Here is a 20,732-nt window from a genome sequence, read left to right as displayed (position 1 = left end):
AGTAAATGTTAGTTTTTGACTATATATCGTCTAACTTCCCAACATCTGCAAGTTATGCAAAGTGGCATAAAGCCCTCCTTGTTCCAGTAGTTGTTCGTGACTTCCCTGTTCGATTAATTCGCCGCGTTTTAGAACAAAAATCCGGTCTACATTGCGAATCGTAGACAGGCGATGAGCAATAATAATGGCGGTACGTCTGAGCAAAAGCTGGTTTAATGCTTCTTGAACTAAAGCTTCTGTGCCAACATCTAAACTAGCAGTAGCTTCATCTAGTACCAAGATTTGAGGACTGCGAATAGCAGCCCGCGCAAAGGCTAAAAGTTGCTTTTGACCACTAGAAATATTTGTGCCCCGTTCTCGAAGTTGAGTATCATAACCTTGGGGTAATTCTTCTATAAACTGGGCAATGTTGGTTTGCTCTGCTGCTTGTCGAATCTGTTCAACAGTATAGCCATCTCCTAAAGAAATGTTGCTTTTAACATCGCCAGCAAACAAAAAGCCTTCTTGGAAAATTACTGCCATGTAGCGCCGCAGTTCTGCCTGTGGTACTTCCCGAATATCTACGCCATCTATGAGAATACGTCCTTGGGTGGGTTCGTAGAGGCGGCACAAAAGACGGATGATCGAACTTTTACCCGCACCTGTGGGGCCGACTAATGCAATTTTTTCACCTGGATGAATGGTGAAATCTAAGTCTTTAATTACGTAATCATCATTTTTGTAAGCAAACCAGACGTGATCAAAACGGATTTCTCCCAGTTCAGGCGGGGAAATCAGGTCTGGAGATTCTAGATTGGCAACTATCTCGTCTATATAGCCAAATTTCGCATCAAATATTGAGAAGCGGACATTGGCGCGATCGCGGATTTCTATCGGTTCATCTAATATATTGCCTACGCGTTCTATGGCAGTAAAACCTGCTTGAATTACTGTAAATTTTTCGGCAAAATCCCTTAAAGGATCAAATAATCGCTGGGCATACAAGATAAATGCAGATAATGTCCCAAAAGCTAAACTTTTTCCTAACAGTAACAAACCACCCATGCACAAAACAGCTGCGATCGCAATCAGACCAATCCATTCCAAGGTTGCTGAAATAAATGAATCATAAAAGATGGTTTTATCCACTTGCTGAGTGTAGCGGCTGTTTGTGGCGCGAAACAATTCGGCATTAAATTTTTCTCTGCGGAACAACTGCACCACATTAATACCAACCACATTTTCTTGTAGTTGTGAGTTCAATATAGAAAGTTCTTCCCGCCCTTTGTAATTGGCTTTGCGGTACTGTTGCTGAATGTAAACAATTAACCAGGTAATTGGTAACAACATCAATAGCAGTAAGCAAGTGAGTTGCCATTGGATGGAAAACATTAAACCCAAAATCACCAGCATGGAAAACAAATTGGACACAATGCCAATTGCCCCAGTAGAAAAGACATCGCCTAACACTTCCACATCGCTAGTGATTCTGGTAATTAATTTACCTACGGGTGTACGGTCAAAAAAGCGTACAGCTAAAGATGTTACGTGCTGGAATAAGTCTTGGCGAATTGCTGCGGTGATTTGTTGCCCTAACTTCTGTACTAAATAACCCTGATAGCCTGTTAAAATTAGTCGGCTTGCGATCGCAACTAACAATAATCCCTCCAGGATATTTAGCCCTTCGGACATGGGGCGATTCCTGAGAAATTCGTAAGTGCTTGGTTCATTGCGAATTAGGGAGATAGCTTGGCCAATCAACAGTGGTTGTACGGCATTAGCTAGGGCGATCGGTACGAGTAAGGCCATTGATAGCGCCAACAGCCGTCCGTTACGACGGGCATAAGGCACTAAACGCGAAAACAACCGCCAGTCATTTTCACTCCGGCGATCTTGCGTATAAGATTTTTTGAGAGATTGATAGATGCTCATAGTAAGAGCATTATATTAATGTTTATAAAAAAATACGCATGTTTAAAGTAGCGTTTGTCCTATTCCTCTGATACCATGCCTGAGATAGAAACTGCACGATTGCGACTAAGGCACTTCAATCTAAACGACTTCGATTACCTATTTCGCCTCTACAGCGATGTAGAAGTCATGAGGTATCTGTCGCCAAGAACAAGGGAACAAACCCAGGCAAGTTTAAGCAAACATATCCAACAGTGGCAACAACACAACTTTGGCATGTGGGCAGTAATATACAAAGAAACTGGTGCAATGATTGGCCGGTGTGGACTTGGGTTTCTGGAAAATACGCCAGAAGTTGAGCTTGGCTATGTGTTTGACAAATCCTATTGGAACATGGGACTGGCAACTGAAGCATCTCTTGCAACTTTAAAGTTTGGATTTTGGGAAGTGAAGCTAGATCGGATAGTAGCGATTGCACATCCAGAAAATATCGCTTCAGTGCGTGTAATTCAAAAGGTAGGGATGAAGTACGAAAAGAATGCTACCTATTACGGCCATGATGTAGTGTACTACGCTGTCTCACACACAGAATGGCAGCCAGATGATTCCCTTTACATTTCGCAATCTTAAAACTATCAGATCCCGCAGCCTACAGAATCATGGGCGAACCAACTGCTACATATAAAAACCACTGCTGCAAACTCAATAAAGCTATAGAGAATATATGCTTTAGCTCTTTGGTAGGGACGCATAGCTGTGCGTTCCTACTAGGTTATTTGTATTAATTACTTCATGCATATCCCTGTAAGTATGAAACGATACCATATTTTTCTGTTTAAGTCTTATATCTAAAGGTAGATGATTAAGGTTAAAATTTGGGAAACCTAAGAGAGGTTCATTCCTAAAAGATGTCCTGCCTATTTATCGCAGAATGCAACTGAGGTCAGATGACGCAACCTTTAAATCGAGTCAAAGAGTGGGAACAACGTCGTGATGAAGCAAGCCGCTACTACCAGAGGGGGAGATTCCAAGAGTCTCTGGATCTGGCAACGGAGAATTTAGACTTGGCTAGATCAATTCCAGACAGAGCCAGAGAAGGTTATACATTAAACGACCTTGGTTTAGCTCACCTCAGTTGCTGGCAACCTCAAAAAGCATTAGAGCGCTTTAATCAGGCGCTTTCGGTTGCTGTTGAAATTGGCAACGCGCCAGCACAAGCAACTGCACTTAGCAATCTGGGTTCTACCTACAGCCGTCTTGGACGCTTTTTGCAAGCGTTGGAATATTTTGACCAAGCACTACCAATATGCAGGCGATCGCAAGATACTCAAAGTGAAATTTCTACTCTTAATGATGTAGCACTAATTTATACCCGGTTAGGAGAACCGAAACGGGCACTGTTGCTACAACACCAAATTTTGAGGATGCGCCGATTGTTAGGTGACTTTTCTGGTGAGGCAACAACCCTAAATGGTATTGGGTTTGCTTACAATGTCTTAGGCAAGTTTGAGGAAGCTCTAGAATTTTTTCAAGCAGCGCTTCCAATTCAACGAGCAGTCAAGAATTTGGTTGGTGAAGCAACCACTTTGAATAATATTGCCTCAATCTATAGTGATTTAGGAAGACCGAAACAAGCGTTATTGCTCTACTATCAAGTTCTTTTGACACGTCGAGCAATCAGCGATCGCTCTGGTGAGGCAACAACGCTTCATAACATTGGTTATACCTATAGCACTCTGGCAGAGCATCGGCAAGCAATGAAGTTCTATAAGCAAGCCATTGCGATTCATCAACAACTCGGCGATGTGCTGGGAGAAATTTCAACTTTGCTGAATATGGGAAGCCTTTACGCCACAACGAAACGCAAAAAAATGGCGCGATCGTGCTATCAAAACGCCCAAGAGTTAGCAGAGCAAATCGAATATCAGCCACTCCTGGAAAAAGTACAGCAGTTTATAGATTCTCTGTAGGTTGATGCAGCACACTCAGATTCCCGACTTCTTTAAGAAGTTGGGAATTTTGTTGTTCGAGTTGAAGCTCAAAAAGTTCCAAACTTGGCGTAACTCTAAGAGGTTGTTTGAAAAGTGATTTGCTGTATCTTTGCACTTATTGATCCCCCCTAACCCCCCTTTTTAAGGGGGGAACCGGAATCAAAGTCCCCCTTAAAAAGGGGGATTTAGGGGGATCTAGAACATTTCGCTACCGTGAAGAGGACTTGTTCATTCATCCTCTTAGAGGATGTTTCCCAAATAAGTCGTGCCGGATTTTATCTGGTAGTAAAGCTCATACTTAAGTAACATATAAATTTTATTAGTACGTATATACTTTAAATAAAGACCGTTCACCTTGATGGCGACGATTCGGCTGTGGCCGGGCAGCCTTTGTTAAAAGTTTTGTACTAAGGAGCCAAATGTCTGAAACCGTACAGACTCCTAAGTTTGAGTGTGTAATATTGAGTGAGCCAGGTATTAAGCTGTCGGTTAAAGAATTTTTCTCTTTTGATGGCTTTGCTTTTAGGGCTTCAGGCTACAAAAATTACAACTTGTAGACGCAACTGTTTAGAACTACATAAAAAATAGTTGATAGCAACAATGAAAGCTACTCATCAAGGAAACCAATCTTTAGTTCTTATTGTTGATAATAAAGAATTTCACCGTCAACAACTGCGACTTTTGGTAGAACAATCAGGGTATCGAGTGGTGGAGGCAAAAGATGGCACGGAGGCAATGAATGTTTTTCACCAATTGCACCCTGATTTAGTACTCCTTGACGCCATCATGCCAGATATGGATGGGTTTGAGTTTTGCTCTATGGTACAGAGTATTGAAGAAAACAAACATACTCCAGTTTTAATGATTACAGAACTTGAGGATACTGAGTTAATCGAGCGAGTATTTCAAGTAAGTACAATCGACTATGTTACCAAACCGATTAACTGGCAAGTTTTGCGTCAACGGGTAAGACGCTTGATTGAGCAATCGCAGCTACATCAAAAACTCTTTGCCGCTAACGAAAAATTGCAGCGATTAGCTACGTTAGTTACTATCGATTTCTTAACTCAAGTAGCTAACCGCCGACGGTTTGAAGAGTATATAGACCAAGAGTGGCGGCGCATGGCACGCTTGCAACAGCCTCTGTCTCTCATCCTCCTTGATGTAGATTTTTTCAAATCTTACAATGATACCTATGGTCATCAAGCAGGCGATCGCGCTCTTATAGAAATTTGTAAAGCCATTAAAAATATTGTTCAACGCCCTGCTGATTTAGTCGCCCGTTATGGTGGGGAAGAATTTGCTGTGATTTTGCCTGACACAGACGAACTTGGTGCTACGAAAATTGCCGAGAGAATTTGCTTTGCGGTGCGGAGATTGGCAATAGCTCATAGTCATTCACAAGTTAGTTCTCATATAACCCTCAGTGCTGGGTTGTCCACAGTAATTCCTGAGCCAGGTTCTAACTTTGAAGAAATAATTACGGCGGCGGATAAAGCACTATATCAGGCAAAGGGAGCAGGACGCGATCGCTTCAGGCACAATAACCTACTAGTTGGCTCGACCTGGAACTATAAATGGCGTAAAAGTAGCGAAGAAATAGCTACATGTGAGTCTATGTATAGCGACCTGAAATACTAATCGGTCAAACCTGCAAATGGACGCCTCGCCTTGCAGCAAACTGGTTGTGAGAAGATTTACTTTGACCGTACTTTACGTAATTCATCACGCCCCAAATCCATCAACCGCTCAGATAGTGGGACACCCAGAATATTTAGCTATCTCTTTCATCTTTATTCCCAGTTCATGGCAGACAAAATTTGTATCTTTCGTTACCGCCAACCATATATTGCTCAACAGGTTACGATCAATTAAGAAGTAATAATTCTTTACGGCACCGCCAGGAGTCTCTAAATGTTCATTAATGAATTGTCACCTATATTCAAAGAATTTATCCAGCATCCAGCCTCATTTGTGGGTGGGTTCTTCTCTGGTGTACTTCGGCTCAATCTTGCAGATGATCCTGTAAAAAGCTGGCTGGATCAACAGACCCGCTCCAATAGCTACACCAGCACCACAACAGATGCACATAATGGCAAAGCAAGTGGGCCTCAACAGATTTCGATTGACTAAATTTTTAGGTAATCGCAAATCAGGCTAATCATTGTGGTCACAGACTCTCACATTGTTGCAGTTAAGATAAGATCCCCCCGCCTGCGGCGACCCCCTTAAAAAGGGGGTAAATATCAGAAAAAGCCCCCCTTGAAAAGGGGGGTTGGGGGGATCTCCGAGAGACAAACATGTTAAACCAATTCGCAATTCGCTTTTTCGCCCATTCGCAATTACGTTTTGTAACGGGGATTTTAATTAGGCATCAAAACGTGCTGCCCTTCTTAGGCAGGGGACTTAAACCCCCAAACTTTGTTAACCGAACCGTATTGAAAGTGTGGGAATCTATCACAAAGGAACTTTCCATGTCTTCCACATTAAGGGATACTAAAGCCAGATAGGTAAATAGGCAAGGAAATATGGAATCCCTAACCTCTCGTATGCAGGCGGTACAGTCGCCAATTATTCCTGTGGTTGGGGAACTGATTAAAAACTCTCTTGGAACAATCTCTCTAGGACAGGGTGTTGTTTATTACAATCCACCACCGGAAGCGATAGAATTTTTATCCAAATTCTTCGCCGAACCCGCTAATAATTTATACAAATCAGTTGAAGGAATTCCCCCGTTGCTGACAGCACTTGCAGAAAAATTGCAAAGCTTCAACGGCATTGAAATCAATGGGGAAAACTGCATCGTCGTGACAGCCGGGAGCAATATGGGATTTATGAATGCCATTCTTGCAATAACTAACCCAGGCGATGAAATTATTCTGAATACGCCCTACTATTTCAACCACGAAATGGCGATCGCAATGGCTGGTTGTCGTGCAGTGTTAGTAGCGACAGATGAAAATTACCAACTGCGAAAAGAGGCGATCGCTCAAGCAATTACTCCCAAAACGCGGGCTGTGGTGACAATCTCACCAAATAATCCGACTGGAGTGGTCTATTCAAAAGCAGCATTGCACCAAGTAAATCAAATTTGTGGGGATAGCGGCATTTACCACATCAGCGATGAAGCCTATGAATACTTTACCTATAACGGGGTAAAACATGTTTCCCCTGGTGCATTTGCGAGTAGTAGCGAGTACACCATTTCTCTTTTTAGCCTTTCTAAAGCATACGGTTTTGCCAGTTGGCGCATTGGCTACATGGTGATTCCCAAACACTTATTTGTCGCCGTCAAAAAAGTTCAGGATACGATTTTGATTTGTCCGCCAGTAATTTCCCAATATGCAGCTTTAGGGGCATTGCAAGCCAAAGCGGAGTATTTGGAGAGTAATATAGGTGCGTTGGCAAAGCCCGCCGTAGGCATCGCTCAAGTGCGGCAAGTAGTACTCGACTCCCTTAACCGCCTACAAGGTTTATGTAGCATTACACCTGCCAATGGCGCTTTCTATTTTTTCCTCAAAGTTAATACTCAGATGGATGCTTTTGAGTTAGTTAAAAGGCTAATCCAGGAACATAAAGTAGCAGTCATTCCAGGTACAACCTTTGGCATGGATGACGGATGCTACCTCCGCGTTGCCTATGGGGCGCTGCAAAAAGAGACAGCAAAAGAAGGTATAGAAAGATTAGTGCAAGGTTTGGAAACTATAGTTAGGAGTTAGGAGTAGAGACGCGATTAATCGCGTCTGTACAGGAGTTAAGAGTTAAGAGTTGATATTTAATTTATGAGAACGTTAGACTGTGTTGGCGTACCTCCTTTACAATCCCAAATATTAAATTGAAGAGATGCCAATTATTAATAAGTTAATTGAAATTGAAACTAAACCAAAAATTAATATTCATAATATAACATCACAAATCCAAGATTTTCTTACTTCAACATCAATTAAAAATGGACAAGTTTTAGTATTTTCTCAACACACAACAACAGCTTTAGCTATCAACGAAAATGAAGTTAGATTATTAGAAGATATAAAAGTGTTCTTGCAAAAATTAGCACCTAAATCAGACAGCTATTTGCATAATGACTTGCATTTAAGAGATGTCCCGGAAGATGAGCCGATTAATGCTCACTCTCATTTAATGGCAATGATGCTGACAACTAGTGAGATAATTCCCATTGTGGATGGTAAATTAGCTCTGGGAACCTGGCAATCTGTATTGTTTTTTGAGTTGGATGGGCCGCGCAAAAGAACGGTATTTTTCCAAATTTCTGGCGAATAATGCAACTTCACACCTGTAATCCTCCCACAACCTAAATCTGAGAAAATTACGAACGCAACTAACAAGTGTATCAGTTGAGTTTACCTACAGCAATTAAAAACCTGAAAGAATGTTTCTAAGCATAACCTTCCTTTCCACAAACCAGAACTTTCGTTGTGACAAAGGCAGACGCAATTAGTGATGAAAAATAACGATAACTTTGTATTACGTAATACTTGGTACTATGCTCTGCCTAGTAATCAGATCAAGCCAGGTATGATGATCAGCCGCATTTTCTTGGGAGAACCAGTGCTGTTAGTTCGCAGCCAGGATGGTAAAGTCTCTGCGATGACAGATATTTGTCCGCATCGTGGTGTGCCCTTGAGTTGTGGTAGATTCAATGGACAAGAAGTGGAATGCTGTTACCACGGTTGGCGCTTTGACCCGGCTGGACGCTGCACTGCGATTCCATCTCTTGTGGAGGAACAGCAGATGGATTTGAGGCGCTTTGACGTAGATTCCTATGAAATTCGGGAAGCCCAAGGGAATATCTGGATATATATGGCTGATCCCGATAACCCTCAACCTGCTTCTGAGATGGAGATTCCGGTAATTCCAGGGTTTGACGAGCCGCACCAGTTTGTAGAAGTGGTAAAATTCCCTTGTTTTATAGATCATGCAGTGGTAGGTCTGATGGACCCTGCTCATTCACCTTATGTTCATCGCGCTTGGTGGTGGCGAAGTGAGCAACTGCATGAGGAAGTGAAGCAATTCGATGCTTCGCCCTACGGCTTCACAATGCGACGACACCGATTACCAGCGAATGGGGGTCGATTATACTGGCTGATTGGCGGTGGTGTGCCGGAAACGGAAATTTCTTTTCGTTTACCTGGAGTCAGAATCGAAGAAACCACCATTGGCAACCATCGAGTCGTTAATTTAACGGCAGTTACACCGATTTCAGACACAGAAACGGAGGTAACTTTTGCTCTTTACTGGACACTTCCTTGGGTAGGATTTTTCAAGCCACTGCTACATGTGTTGGCGCGGACTTTCATTGGCCAAGACCGAACGGTTGTGGAAAAGCAGCAGATTGGTTTGAAATATAATCCCGTGCTGCGGCTGATTAAAGACTCAGATATGCAGGCGCAGTGGTATTACCAGTTAAAGCGGGAGTATGCTAAGTCTGTCGCTGAAGGACGAGAATTTGTGAATCCTGTCAAGGGTCAGATACTCCGCTGGCGTGCCTAAAATAATTCGTAATTGATAATTCGTAATTCGTAATTAAAGACTGTTTCAGACTCTTATTTAGACCTTGACTGAAAAAAAGCGCCACGTATAGACGAACGCGAGTGCATTTCCAAGAGTTGAAGAATTAAACCCAAAAACTACCAATTACGAATTACGAATTACGAATTACGAATTAGTAATTAGTTAAATTACTCCAAAGTAAATTCTGCAAATTCTCTTTGTCCAAACAGCATATTTCGGTCTATGGCTGACAAAATTTTATTATTGGCACGTTGGCGTAGCCCGCCGTAGGCATCGCTATTTAAACAGCGACCAACTAACTGTGCGACATCTGCACGATTTATGCTACCAATAATGTGCGGATCTTCAGTCAAAACACCATTACCCGTTGCTGGTTCTGACTTGAGTCCACCAGGACGAATAATTGTATAGGTGAGTCCACTGGCAATTAAGTGTTGTTCAGCTTTGTCTTTCTCAGCTAAAACTTTTCCTAGTACGGCTAAAACTTGGGGTGACGCAGCAACAACACTATTGCCAGCACCAATGGATGATACAAGAATAAACTTTTGCACCCCAGCTTTAACTGCTGCATCAATCAGATTTTTATTACCAGGGTAATCCGGTCTTTCTACATCTGATGGTAAACCGCCAATTGTACTGATAACAGTGTGAATAGGTTCATCTGTAAGCATGGCGCGTTCTACATCGCCAACATTCAAGGCATCTCCTAGAACTACCTCAATACCGATTTTTTCTAATTCAGTAGCAACTGCTGTTGTTCTCAGGAGGGCTTTTACCTTTAGCTGTTGCGCTGTGAGGTATTGAGCAATTTCTCGACCAACACCGCGACTTGCCCCAGCCAGGAAAATATAAGATGCACTTGTCATAATAAATTTAACTACTTACGCTCAAAGGATTTTATCAGAGGATTGTCACGAAAAACATGACATGAGCGCCTAACACACCCTATATAACATGGTGCGTTAGGCTAAAGCCGTAACACACCCTACTTAAAATTTACTTAGTACAGCTTTGCGTAAAATTGTAGCGTTTTTAATGCAAGGGGACGCATTGGCATTGTCAGCCGATGCATTGGCATTGTCAGCCGATGCGTTGGCATTGCAGGATATTGCCAAATTTAATTTGCTACGAATTAATGAAATGCTGTACTTAGCCCAATTGTAGGAAGTATTTTAATAAGCAATTGTGCCAATCTAGCAAATAACTTTTCAATGGATTTAAGTATGGCTAAAAAATCTCAACCCAATCTAGAACAATACCAAGATGTCAGATTATCTGCCACCACAAGAATTTGGGTAATTACAGTCGCCATTCTTGGAGTTTGCATCCCACTGTCAGCAGTTACTAAAAGCGGTGCTATTCTTCCTTTAGTTGCAATTGGTGGCGCAGCTGTTGGTACAGTTGCTATTTGGCGTTCTGATGAGCAAAAATCAAAAACTAACTATTTGCAACAGCAGCAAATAGAACTGTTAGAGCAAAGATTAGCTAATTTAGAAACAATTGTTAGCAGCGATGACTTGAATTTGCAAATGAAAATTAAACAGATTGAGGCAAGGGATACTTTTGGCGACTCCTCTGATACAAGTACCACACCCAGACAACCAAAACGCAAAGGTTAAAATAATTCGTAATTCGTAATTCGTAATTATTATACCGCAAGGGTTTCATTGATTGGGGATGGGTGGTTTACTTCCGCCGTGCTGTACTACGCTATTTTTGTGTAGGGATTTGTTGACTTAAGGTTACGGCAACCTTTGAAATCCGTCTCACTTTAAACTTTCCTTTGCGGCTATAACTGTCTCTAGGGAAACAGTATCTCTTTCTCCATCTCCGTTAGAATTGACTGACATCATTTAATTCTATATACTTCAACTGCATCAGTTCATGAAATGTCTAAGTGCAATAATCTCTATCTTTCCCGGAAACATCTCCTTATGACTGTGTTTTATTAGACTACTAAGATTACTGTATTTTAATTAACTAAGGTTATAAACTTGAGTAATTGCATTGGTATAGCTTACCGTAGGTATGCAATAGTTTGCCGCAGGAATGCAGATGGATTGGATTAGCTTACTAAAATCTCAACAAGCTGACTTCCTTCAACGTGTGAAAAAACCTAAAACTTATGACTTATCTTTGCTGGAAAGTCAAGTCAAAGGTTGTCACACTGAAATTATGGCTTTTTGGGGCGAGCCATTGGCTAGACTCCAAGAACTTTCTCGCCAACAAGCAGAAGTTCTTGCCAAAAATCCGCCGCCGACGCCGCCTGAATATCCTGAGCCTCCTGACTGGACGATACCTTTTCCTACATACTTCCAACAACAAGCCCAAGATTATCTTTTGCGGGAGCATATTGTTGACGGGGTGATAACTGAACGTTTAGGGAAATTGCTAAAAAAGGTATCACAAGATACCGTGGAAAACATGGTTTTAGATGATGAGGGAAATTTGTGTGGCGAAAGCAAATTTTCTTATGTACTAAAAGATAATCCTCAGCTAAGTGTTCAAGTTTATGTTGCTGATGGAGAAAGTTTTAATGGTATTAAGAAAGACAAAATTAGGTGGTCGGTTACTCAAGAAGATTTAAGAAAGCACCAAGTATTAATTTTTCTGTGTTTGTTTTATCAATCTACAGGTAAGCTAGGATACGACGAAAAACAGAGCATAATTACAGGCTTTTTACCTGCAAATCAAATTGAACTTACTGAACCAAAACTCTACATTAATCCGAGTAACTTGTTGTATGCAGGGGGGTTAAGTTGGTATTTAGAATCACTTATTGGTAAAAAAGACACGTCGCCATTAATTAATGATTTAGCGATCGCAGATACAATACAGACTCTACCATCAGAGCATTGCCTCAAGGGTATTGTAGGTGACTGGGAATGCTGGCAAACTTTGCAAGGACACAACAGAGGTATTAATTGCCTAGCTTTCAGTTCCGGGTGTAAGAATGGCAAAGCTTTACCCATATTGGCAAGTGGTAGTCGGGGAGAAACGAAACTTTGGGATTTAAGCAAGGGTGAATTAATAGATACATTATCAGAGTATCCTTGGGTGATATCTGGGCTGGTAGATGAAGTGAATTCCCTGGCTTTTAGTTCAGATGGACAGACTTTAGTGAGTTGCGGTGCAGATTCCACAATTAAGCTTTGGCATGTAGGTGCTTTAGACTTGATAGATATTTTGCACAAACATAATGGGGTAGTGCGCTGTGCTGCCTTCACCCCAGATGGGAGAATGTTAGCTACTGGCGGAGATGATAGAAAAATTCTGTTTTGGGATTTGATGCATCGTCAGGTTGCGATCGCACTCTCTTTAGATGATACAGCTGCTCATTCCCTGGTTTTAAGTCGAGACGGGGAAACTTTAGTTACAGGTAGCTATCGCAAAATTAAAGTCTGGCGCACCTTACCCGAGACGGGGATAAAAAGTTTAAAGGACGCACAACCACTGCATACCCTCATGGGTCATTCTCACATCGTTCGTTCTTTGGCGATTAGTGCAGATGGTAAAATGCTGGTGAGTGGTAGCTGGGATCAAACGATTAAAATTTGGCAATTGGAGACTGGGGAATTACTTCATACTCTGAAAGGACATAGAGATAGAGTATATGCGATCGCATTAAGTCCCGATGGACAAATTATCGCTAGCGGTAGTGCTGATAAAACCATCAAATTGTGGCATTTACAAACCGGGGAATTGCTGGGTACGTTTAAAGGTCATACTCATATAGTCACAGCATTAGCCTTCACAGCTTCCGGCGAGATGTTGGTGAGCGGGAGTTTGGATAAGACTATTAAAATTTGGCAACGCAGTTAGTAAGCTGTTACGCATTTAAGTTGTATATTTACTCGTGAGGGTTGTCATTAGTCATTTGTCATTAGTCATTTGTATTTCAAAGGACAGATGACCAATTGACAAAGGACAGTCTTAGCGATTGCAATGTACAATCTAGACGCGCATCAGCTTAGAGACGCCATTAATCGCGTCTATTCATCCATTTTGAACTCCGTTAACGAGTCTTTGAACTGGATGAATCCACCTTTGATACTCATTAATGAGCCTTTGAACTGGATGAATCCACCTTTGATACTCATTAATGAGCCTTTGAACTGGATGAATCCACCTTTGATACTCATTAATGAGCCTTTGAACTGGATGAATCCACCTTTGATACTCATTAACGAGCCTTTGATACTACTCTCTACGTCTCTACGCTTCTGCATGAAACTTAAAACTGTGCTAACAGCGTTTCCAAGTAGCGAGTGAAATTATATACAATAGCTTATCAGTTGCCTACATTCACAGATACCGAGTTAAAACTGACAGTTAAACAAGTTTTTAGCTGGTTGACTATGAGTTAAGTAATATAGCGGTTCTCAGTTGAGTCCAATATAAACCTAACCCCCAGCCCCTTCCCTACAAGCGAAGGGGAGTAAATTTCAAAGCCTCTCTCCTCTTAGGAGAGAGGTTTGGAGAGAGGTCAAAGTCTATTGCATACAAACGAGAAGCGCTATACAGGTGCATTTTTACCAAATTGATGCTGTTGGAGAATAGTCTATGGCGATGACGAAACTCTGGAAGTTTTTGCGAAACATTCAGGATTTGAACTGGACACAAGGCGTAGAGGTAACAAAGACTGGAGCCGACGCTGCTAAAGCCGTGCTTGATTTGGCAAAAGCCATCAAAGAGCAAAAACCCAATGTTCAAAACTTCAAACCTTATGTAGAACAGATTTCGTCGCTATTAGATGTATTTAATTCTCCTCTCGGTCAAATTACCAAAGAAGTAATTCCCTTTGCACCCATCGCCATTACTATACTAAAGTTCATTATTGATGCAACCAACAAAGAGCCAAGTTTAGAAAACTGTGTGCTACTAGTTAGTCAGGCTGCTTACATAGATAGCTTTCAGGATATTCTCAAACAAGATTCGGAATTACTCAAGAAAATTGATCAAAACCTTCCAGCTTCTCATGCTTTAGCTTCGCAGATTCAGAAATTAGGTGAGCAAGAATTTGATGAGCGGGAAGTTAAAAAAGCTATTCTCTATTTTCACGAATCTCAACTAGCAGAATCATTTAATCAGATTTTACAGCAACGCTTGCAAGAAGCGGGATTATCCGAGACAGAAGCAAAAACCTTAACTGAACGGGTAGCTCGTCACACTGATGAATATATGCAAGATGCATTGGTAGAAGTCGGGGAGAAAGCAGACAAACTTTGGAAATGGTATAGCGCCGGAGGAAAAGAAAAGCTAGAGAAGAATCTAAGTATTACAGATTATTTGGAACAGGTAATTAAATCAAAGCCAGAAGAAAAGATTTTTGATGAAATCCATATTACCTTTCGGGATTTGTATGTACCTTTGCAAGTCAAAGAACTGGATGCCAATGACGACGCAAGTCTGGAACTAGAAGCGTGGGTTAAGAATATACTGAATGACTCAGATACAAAACACAAACAAGTTTTGTTTATTCAAGGCGAAGCCGGACGTGGTAAGAGTGTCTTTTGTCGGATGTTTGCCGATTGGGTACAGCGAGAATTACATCCTAGCTTTACCCCAATTCTGATTCGGTTGCGAGATTTGCGGGTACTAAGAGATAACTTAACTGATACTTTAGAGAACTATTTACAACACTTTTATTTTGTCACCAGTGATTTAGGCTGGCTGACAGATAAGAATACTCGGTTTTTGTTTTTACTAGATGGGTTTGACGAGTTATTACTAGAAGGACGAGCCAGCGGCGGCTTGAAGGAATTTTTAGAACAGGTGGAACAGTTTCAAAAAAACCCCTTTTGCCGTCATCAGTTTTTGATTACTGGTCGTCCTTTAGCGCTGCAAGGAATTGAGCGGCTACTTTCACAAACCAAAAGCTTGAAGCGCGTCGAACTTCAGCCAATGGATGACTCAATTCAGCAAAAATGGCTGGATAAATGGGCGGTTGCGGCTCAAGTTAACAAGAGTGAGTTTGAAGAATTTTTGCAGGCTTGCCCTAATGAAGTCAAAAATAAACTAGCACGAGAACCCTTACTGCTTTATTTACTAGCACGGATGCACCGAGACAAGCGTCTCAACGTCCAAATGTTTGCAGGCGCAGATGCTATTAAGGCAAAAATCCGCATCTATGACGAATCGGTGAAGTGGGTACTAGAAAAACAGCGTGACAGTGAAAATCAGAATGATAACTCTCGCTTGACTGGATTGGAGAGTGAAGATTTGCGGCAGTTTCTCACCGAAGCCGCTTTGTGTGTGGTGCAGTCTGGGAATGAATCTGCCAGAGTGACGATGTTAGAAGCACGGCTCAAAGATAGCAACAACCCCGCAGCAAAGTTAATTCAGGATGCCAGACAGGAGAATACCTCCCAAAAAAATCAACAAGATAAGCTACTCAATAATTTGTTGACGGCATTTTATATTAAACCAGCTTCCGGCGATAAAGGCGGTTCAGTAGAGTTTGTTCACAAGAGCTTTAGCGAGTTTTTATTTGCGGAACGGTTACTAAAAAGCTTTATCGATTGGACAACCAAGGTAAGCAAGCGTGACTTTATTACCACGGAGGTAATGGATAAGCAGATTTACGATTTATTAGGTTATGGAAATTTAACGCTTGAAATTGTCGAATATTTGATGGGTTGGTTGGCTGAGAATTCGGAATTTCCAAACGTGGAACGCTTGTGTCAACTGTTTCAAAGATTAGTGCAATTCTACCTCCGTTGGTGCGATGGGGAATTTATTGATGCAGAAGATGCAAACCTGCCTCTGATAAAGAAAAAACAATTGCGGGAGCAATTACCAGAGCGAGAAATTGAGTTGGGATTGCGTCAGGTGGATGTGTATACAGGGCTGAATGTGATGATTTTGCTTCTAGAGTTGCATCGCTATGCCCAAAGAAAAGACGACCTCAAAGACAAAATTACCTTTCACCCCTGCGGTGAACTTGATAGTAATGAATTTGACTCACAACGCTTGCTCCGTATTATCGGCTATAGTCACTGCCTGAGTATCTCTGCTTTTAACCAGAACTTAAGATTATTTCTCAGTCATGCCAACCTCAGTCGTGCCAACCTCAGCGGTGCCGACCTCAGCCGTGCCAACCTCAGCAATGCCAACCTCAGCAGCGATGCCTACCTCAGTCGTGTCAACCTCAGCGATGCCAACCTCAGCCGTGCCAATCTCAGCGATGCCTACCTCAGCCGTGCCAACCTAAGCTATGCCTACCTCAGTCGTGTCAACCTCAGCGATGCCAACCTCAGCGATGCCGACCTCAGCGATGCCAACCTTAGCGATGCCGACCTCAGCGATGCCGACCTCAGCGATGCCAACCTCAGCCGTGCCGACCTCAGCGATGCCAACCTCAGTCGTGCCGACCTCAACGATGCCAACCTCAGTCGTGCCAACCTCAGCCATGCCAATCTCAGCCATGCTAACCTCAGCCATGCCAACCTCAGCGATGCCAATCTCAGCGATGCCAATCTCAGCGATGCCAACCTCAGCGGTGCCAACCTCCAAAAAGTTGTATGGAACAGTGACACAAAATGGCTCAAGGCAAAAGGGCTGCATGAAACAGTAAACGTATCTCCAGAGTTAGCCCAGGACAAAGCTTTTGCGGCTGTAGTTGCGTTGAGTCGCGGTATCAGTTGGGTGAGAGAAGGCAAAATTAAAGAAGCACAAGAAGCTTTCAAGCAAGCCCAAATATTTGACCCTAGTTTGAGAAACTCTGCTGAATTTCAAAATAGCATTTGCTGGGTTGGCTGTTTACACGGTTATGCTCAAGGTGTTTTCAAAATCTGTGAAAAAGCCGTTACCTTAGACCCGGATAAGAAAATCTATCAAGACAGTCGAGGACTGGCTAGAGTTTTGACAGGCGACTTGGTAGGGGCATTAGAAGATTTTCAAGCTGCTGTAGACAGTGGCGCACTTGATTACTCAAATGATGTGAAGCAGCGACGGCTACGCTGGATAGAATCACTGAAGTCAGGAAATAATCCCCTCACGCCAGAGGAATTGGAGAAGTTGCGGCAGGTTGAGGGCTATGGTAATTCGTAATTCGTAATTAGTCAGTAGCGTGGCAAGGCAAAAATGTTTGTCACTTAGCAATCAACTAAAATCAAACTAAAGCTATTGTCGAAGCGGTAGAAAAAAGGCGGCTATGACGGTAACTACCTATAAATGGACAATTGAACGCTATCACCGAGCAATAGAAGCAGGGATTTTTGATGACCAACCCATTGAACTATTGCGCGGCGACCTCATAGTTATGCCCCCAGAACGAGAACCCCATGCCTACTACAATACCGAAGCAGCTGATTATCTCCGCACACTGCTTGGTGAACGCGCAAAAATCCGCGATGCCAAACCCATCACCCTACCCAACGACTCAGAACTCGTCCCCGATGTGGCGATTGTCAAACCTCTAGGCGAGGTCTACTTAGAACATCACCCTTACCCTGAAGATATTTTCTGGATTATCGAATTTTCTCAGTCCACCTTGAGCAAAGACTTAGGTGATAAAAAAGACATCTATGCAGAAGCAGGCATTGCTGAATATTGGGTTGTCAATCTCAAAAATTCTCAGTTGCAAGTATTTCGAGACTTAAAAAATGGGCAATACACAACTGAACTGACATTAACCACAGGTACTATTGTCCCCCTAGCCTTTGGTGATGTATCAGTCCAAGTTCATCGCCTCGTAGGTTTCCCAAAAATATAATTTTTAGCACCTATCATAGCAGGGCTATTTCGTTCTAGACAGAAACCGCCCAGAACTGAAGTTCCGCGGCTCATAGCTAAAGTCCGTTAAAACGGACTATAATCTTTTCTCAGTCGTCTTTAGACGACTTTAGCTATTAGACTCAGAATTCATTCTGAGGTGGCCTACATGAGAATGAAATAGCATTGCCTGTCATAGCTTGCTTACCCGTAGGCGATCGCTAACGCCGATAATAAAACCATCCCCTCTATACTATTTGCTTATGGCGATCGCAATTCAACCCCAACTAACTTTAGACGAGTTCCTCAAACTGCCAGAAACTGAACCAGCATCAGATTTTATCAAGGGGGAAATCATTCAAAAACCCATGCCTCAAGGTGAACATAGCCTACTGCGGAGCGAATCTTGTCATGTCATCAATCAGATAACCGAAAGGCAAAAAACTGCTTTGGCTTTGCCCGAACTGCGTTGTACCTTTGGCAGTGCTTCTATCGTCCCTGATGTGTCTGTGTTTCGCTGGGACAGAATTCCTAAAACTTCTACTGGCAGAATTGCTAATCGCTTTGAAATTCATCCCGACTGGGCAATTGAGATTCTTTCCCCAGACCAAAAGTTTACAAAAGTGTTGAGTAAATTATTGCATTGTTCGCGCAATGGTACTGAACTAGGCTGGTTAATCAACCCGGAAGACGAAAGTGTGCTAGGGATTTTTCCTGGACAGCGGCTGGAATTATACGAAGGTGCTGATAAATTACCCATCCTGGAGGGTATCGAGTTGGAACTGACTGTAGAACAAGTTTTTGGCTGGTTGAGTTTGACGTAAATAAAGCAAAGGCATTTCCCAAAGAAAGTTGGAAAGGATTGTATCTGTAACGCGATGTGCAACTTCTTCTTGAAACTCCGTTTCCATTCCTCTCCCCGAAAGGTCGAGAGGCTTTGATGCTTGCTCCCCTTCCCTGCTAGGGAAGGGGCTGGGGGTTAGGTTTGAAAGAAAGTCGCACACGGCGCATCTGTATCTGTAGGTTTATTGTAGAAACTGGGCGGTACAGCGCTTCGTGTGTACCACAAAAATTTGTATGCCATACTTTTATGCAAAATCAACTAGGATTTGTTCTGAAACTGCTTTTACTCTCGGCTTTGTTATCAGTATTAATTAAATATGCAGGGCCAAGTCTATCAATTCCGGCGACAGCAACCAACGCGCTAATTATAGTATTGTTGCCAATTGTGATTATAGCGATCGCGCTACTGTGGCGATTCCAAGCACAGAAACAAAATTAACTCAAGCCATCCACGCACAAGTTCCTAAAATCAGTTAACCTAGCTAAATTACAATAAAATTGCATCTCGCCAACCGTTGGGAGTCAGCCTGTGAACCTCGGTCAATGGATCGGCTTAATCGCCATAGTTCTTTCTTTATACATCCTGTGGCAAATTCGGGAAGTACTTTTGCTCATGTTTGCCGCAGTTGTGTTAGCCACCACCTTAAATCGGCTAGCGAAACGCTTCCAACGCTTTGGCATGAGGCGTGGATTCGCCGTCCTCCTGGCAGTAGCTATCTTTTTTGCAGGTGTCGTGGGTTTTTTCTGGCTAATTGTGCCACCATTTGCACAGCAATTTCAAGAACTAACCTATCAGGTTCCTAAAGGGTTTGGGCGCTTTAATAGTTGGCTTGACGCCCTGAGAACTCGTATTCCTAACCAGTTGGTTCCTTACATCCCAGATATCAACAGCCTCATCCAACAAGCACAGCCCTTCGTTAATCGGGTACTGGGAAACTCCTTCGCCTTTGTATCTGGCTCTTTGGAAGCCGTCCTCAAGATTTTGCTAGTGTTGGTTTTAACAGGAATGATGTTAGCCGATCCCGTGGCTTACCGCAAAGTCTTTGTGCGGCTTTTCCCTTCATTTTATCGGCGGCGGGTAGATGGGATTTTAGATAAGTGCGAAGTCTCTTTGGAGGGATGGATTACAGGCGCTTTCATTGCCATGTTTGTAGTAGCGCTGATGAGTCTGATTGGCTTATCAATTTTGGGTATAAAGGCAGCATTGGCTTTAGCGATTTTAGCAGGATTTTTGAACTTGATTCCTAATCTGGGGCCGACAATTAGTGTAATACCAGCAATGGCGATCGCACTGTTGGATGATCCTTGGAAAGTTATCGCTGTCTTAATTCTCTACTTTGTTATTCAACAGGTTGAGAGTAATTTCATCACGCCAATTGTAATGGCACAGCAAGTTTCGTTGCTGCCAGCCGTAACCTTAATTGCCCAACTATTTTTCGTCACTTTCTTTGGCTTTTTAGGATTATTTCTGGCACTACCCCTGACTGTTGTCGCTAAGATTTGGTTGCAAGAAGTACTGATAAAAGATGTTTTGGATGAATGGGGGAATAACCATACAAAAGAGACTGAGCTTGTGATAGTTCCTGAATCTCCTAGAGCAGATGATAATTGGACAGCAGAAAACCCCGATGTTAATCGGGAGCGACGGATTGATGATGATATCTTGCAAAAAGAAGATTAGGAACGCGGATTTAATAAAGTACAAAACCTCACCCCCAACCCCTTATATCATGTCCGCATAATTAGTTATGCTAACCACAG

17 protein-coding genes and 3 pseudogenes are annotated in these 20,732 nt (G+C 42.4%); 16 read left to right on the top strand and 4 right to left on the bottom strand.

What is annotated here, in order from left to right; genetic code table 11:
- Positions 1–30: 30 nt before the first annotated feature.
- Entirely contained in the window at positions 31–1,911 is a 1,881-nt protein-coding gene (locus LC653_RS06845) for an ABC transporter ATP-binding protein (RefSeq protein WP_229493583.1), read from the bottom strand.
- A gap of 54 nt (positions 1,912–1,965) precedes the next feature.
- Here LC653_RS06845 and LC653_RS06840 point away from each other — a divergent pair, with 54 nt between their 5' ends.
- The 7 genes from LC653_RS06840 to LC653_RS06810 all read left to right on the top strand — a co-directional run bounded on the left by LC653_RS06840 (position 1,966) and on the right by LC653_RS06810 (position 9,392).
- Positions 1,966–2,520 (top strand): GNAT family N-acetyltransferase, encoded by a 555-nt coding sequence (locus LC653_RS06840; protein ID WP_229493581.1) that lies wholly within the window; start codon positions 1,966–1,968, stop codon positions 2,518–2,520.
- A gap of 317 nt (positions 2,521–2,837) precedes the next feature.
- Positions 2,838–3,860, top strand: coding sequence for a tetratricopeptide repeat protein (locus LC653_RS06835; RefSeq protein WP_229493579.1), 1,023 nt, complete (start codon positions 2,838–2,840; stop codon positions 3,858–3,860).
- Between the two features lie 621 nt (positions 3,861–4,481).
- Entirely contained in the window at positions 4,482–5,522 is a 1,041-nt protein-coding gene (locus LC653_RS06830; protein ID WP_229493578.1) for a GGDEF domain-containing response regulator, read from the top strand.
- A gap of 273 nt (positions 5,523–5,795) precedes the next feature.
- Positions 5,796–6,014, top strand: coding sequence for a ssl0294 family protein (locus LC653_RS06825; protein WP_229493577.1), 219 nt, complete (start codon positions 5,796–5,798; stop codon positions 6,012–6,014).
- Between the two features lie 395 nt (positions 6,015–6,409).
- Positions 6,410–7,600 (top strand): pyridoxal phosphate-dependent aminotransferase, encoded by a 1,191-nt coding sequence (locus LC653_RS06820; protein WP_229493575.1) that lies wholly within the window; start codon positions 6,410–6,412, stop codon positions 7,598–7,600.
- A gap of 124 nt (positions 7,601–7,724) precedes the next feature.
- Entirely contained in the window at positions 7,725–8,162 is a 438-nt protein-coding gene (locus LC653_RS06815; protein ID WP_229493573.1) for a secondary thiamine-phosphate synthase enzyme YjbQ, read from the top strand.
- A gap of 180 nt (positions 8,163–8,342) precedes the next feature.
- Positions 8,343–9,392 carry a Rieske 2Fe-2S domain-containing protein gene (locus LC653_RS06810; RefSeq protein WP_229493571.1) on the top strand — a complete coding sequence of 350 codons (1,050 nt, stop codon included), beginning with the start codon at positions 8,343–8,345 and terminating at the stop codon, positions 9,390–9,392.
- 188 nt (positions 9,393–9,580) lie between these two features.
- Here the strand turns inward: LC653_RS06810 and LC653_RS06805 are convergent, their stop codons facing one another.
- Positions 9,581–10,279 carry an SDR family oxidoreductase gene (locus tag LC653_RS06805; protein ID WP_229493569.1) on the bottom strand — a complete coding sequence of 233 codons (699 nt, stop codon included), beginning with the start codon at positions 10,277–10,279 and terminating at the stop codon, positions 9,581–9,583.
- 169 nt (positions 10,280–10,448) lie between these two features.
- Between LC653_RS06805 and LC653_RS46145 the strand changes: the two genes are divergently transcribed.
- From LC653_RS46145 to LC653_RS06795, 3 genes are all read left to right on the top strand, one after another.
- Positions 10,449–10,577 carry a hypothetical protein gene (locus LC653_RS46145; protein WP_267922973.1) on the top strand — a complete coding sequence of 43 codons (129 nt, stop codon included), beginning with the start codon at positions 10,449–10,451 and terminating at the stop codon, positions 10,575–10,577.
- Between the two features lie 59 nt (positions 10,578–10,636).
- Entirely contained in the window at positions 10,637–11,032 is a 396-nt protein-coding gene (locus tag LC653_RS06800) for a hypothetical protein (protein ID WP_229493567.1), read from the top strand.
- Between the two features lie 436 nt (positions 11,033–11,468).
- A complete protein-coding gene (locus tag LC653_RS06795) occupies positions 11,469–13,235 on the top strand; it encodes a WD40 repeat domain-containing protein (protein ID WP_229493565.1) in 1,767 nt (588 codons plus the stop codon).
- A gap of 170 nt (positions 13,236–13,405) precedes the next feature.
- Here the strand turns inward: LC653_RS06795 and LC653_RS06790 are convergent, their stop codons facing one another.
- Positions 13,406–13,642, bottom strand: a complete 237-nt coding sequence (locus LC653_RS06790; protein WP_229493563.1) for a hypothetical protein — start codon at positions 13,640–13,642, stop codon at positions 13,406–13,408.
- Positions 13,643–13,976: 334 nt separating this feature from the next.
- Between LC653_RS06790 and LC653_RS06785 the strand changes: the two are divergent.
- A pseudogene (locus tag LC653_RS06785) lies at positions 13,977–16,535 on the top strand (NACHT domain-containing protein); the annotation flags it as partial.
- A gap of 98 nt (positions 16,536–16,633) precedes the next feature.
- On the opposite strand, the pseudogene LC653_RS47850 reads toward LC653_RS06785, so the two are convergent.
- Positions 16,634–16,699 (bottom strand): annotated as a pseudogene (locus LC653_RS47850) (hypothetical protein); the annotation flags it as partial.
- Between LC653_RS47850 and LC653_RS47845 the strand changes: the two are divergent.
- From LC653_RS47845 to LC653_RS06765, 5 genes and pseudogenes are all read left to right on the top strand, one after another.
- Positions 16,674–17,465, top strand: a pseudogene (locus LC653_RS47845) (pentapeptide repeat-containing protein); the annotation flags it as partial. The pseudogenes LC653_RS47850 and LC653_RS47845 sit on opposite strands and share 26 nt — an antisense overlap.
- Positions 17,466–17,568: 103 nt before the next feature.
- On the top strand, positions 17,569–18,129 hold the full coding sequence (locus tag LC653_RS06780; protein WP_229493559.1) for a Uma2 family endonuclease: 561 nt from the start codon (positions 17,569–17,571) through the stop codon (positions 18,127–18,129).
- A gap of 262 nt (positions 18,130–18,391) precedes the next feature.
- The gene (locus LC653_RS06775) at positions 18,392–18,952 is read left to right on the top strand and encodes a Uma2 family endonuclease (protein WP_229493671.1); all 561 of its coding nucleotides are present in this window, start codon (positions 18,392–18,394) and stop codon (positions 18,950–18,952) included.
- A gap of 266 nt (positions 18,953–19,218) precedes the next feature.
- Positions 19,219–19,410 carry a hypothetical protein gene (locus tag LC653_RS06770; protein ID WP_229493557.1) on the top strand — a complete coding sequence of 64 codons (192 nt, stop codon included), beginning with the start codon at positions 19,219–19,221 and terminating at the stop codon, positions 19,408–19,410.
- Between the two features lie 90 nt (positions 19,411–19,500).
- Positions 19,501–20,652 carry an AI-2E family transporter gene (locus LC653_RS06765; protein ID WP_229493556.1) on the top strand — a complete coding sequence of 384 codons (1,152 nt, stop codon included), beginning with the start codon at positions 19,501–19,503 and terminating at the stop codon, positions 20,650–20,652.
- Positions 20,653–20,732 lie beyond the last annotated feature (80 nt).

This window comes from Nostoc mirabile CHAB5784 (assembly GCF_020829645.1).
In the GTDB taxonomy this organism is placed as follows: Bacteria; Cyanobacteriota; Cyanobacteriia; order Cyanobacteriales; family Nostocaceae; genus Nostoc; species Nostoc mirabile.
Note: the sequence above shows the minus strand (reverse complement) of the source record. Positions and strands in the feature narration are given on the sequence as shown.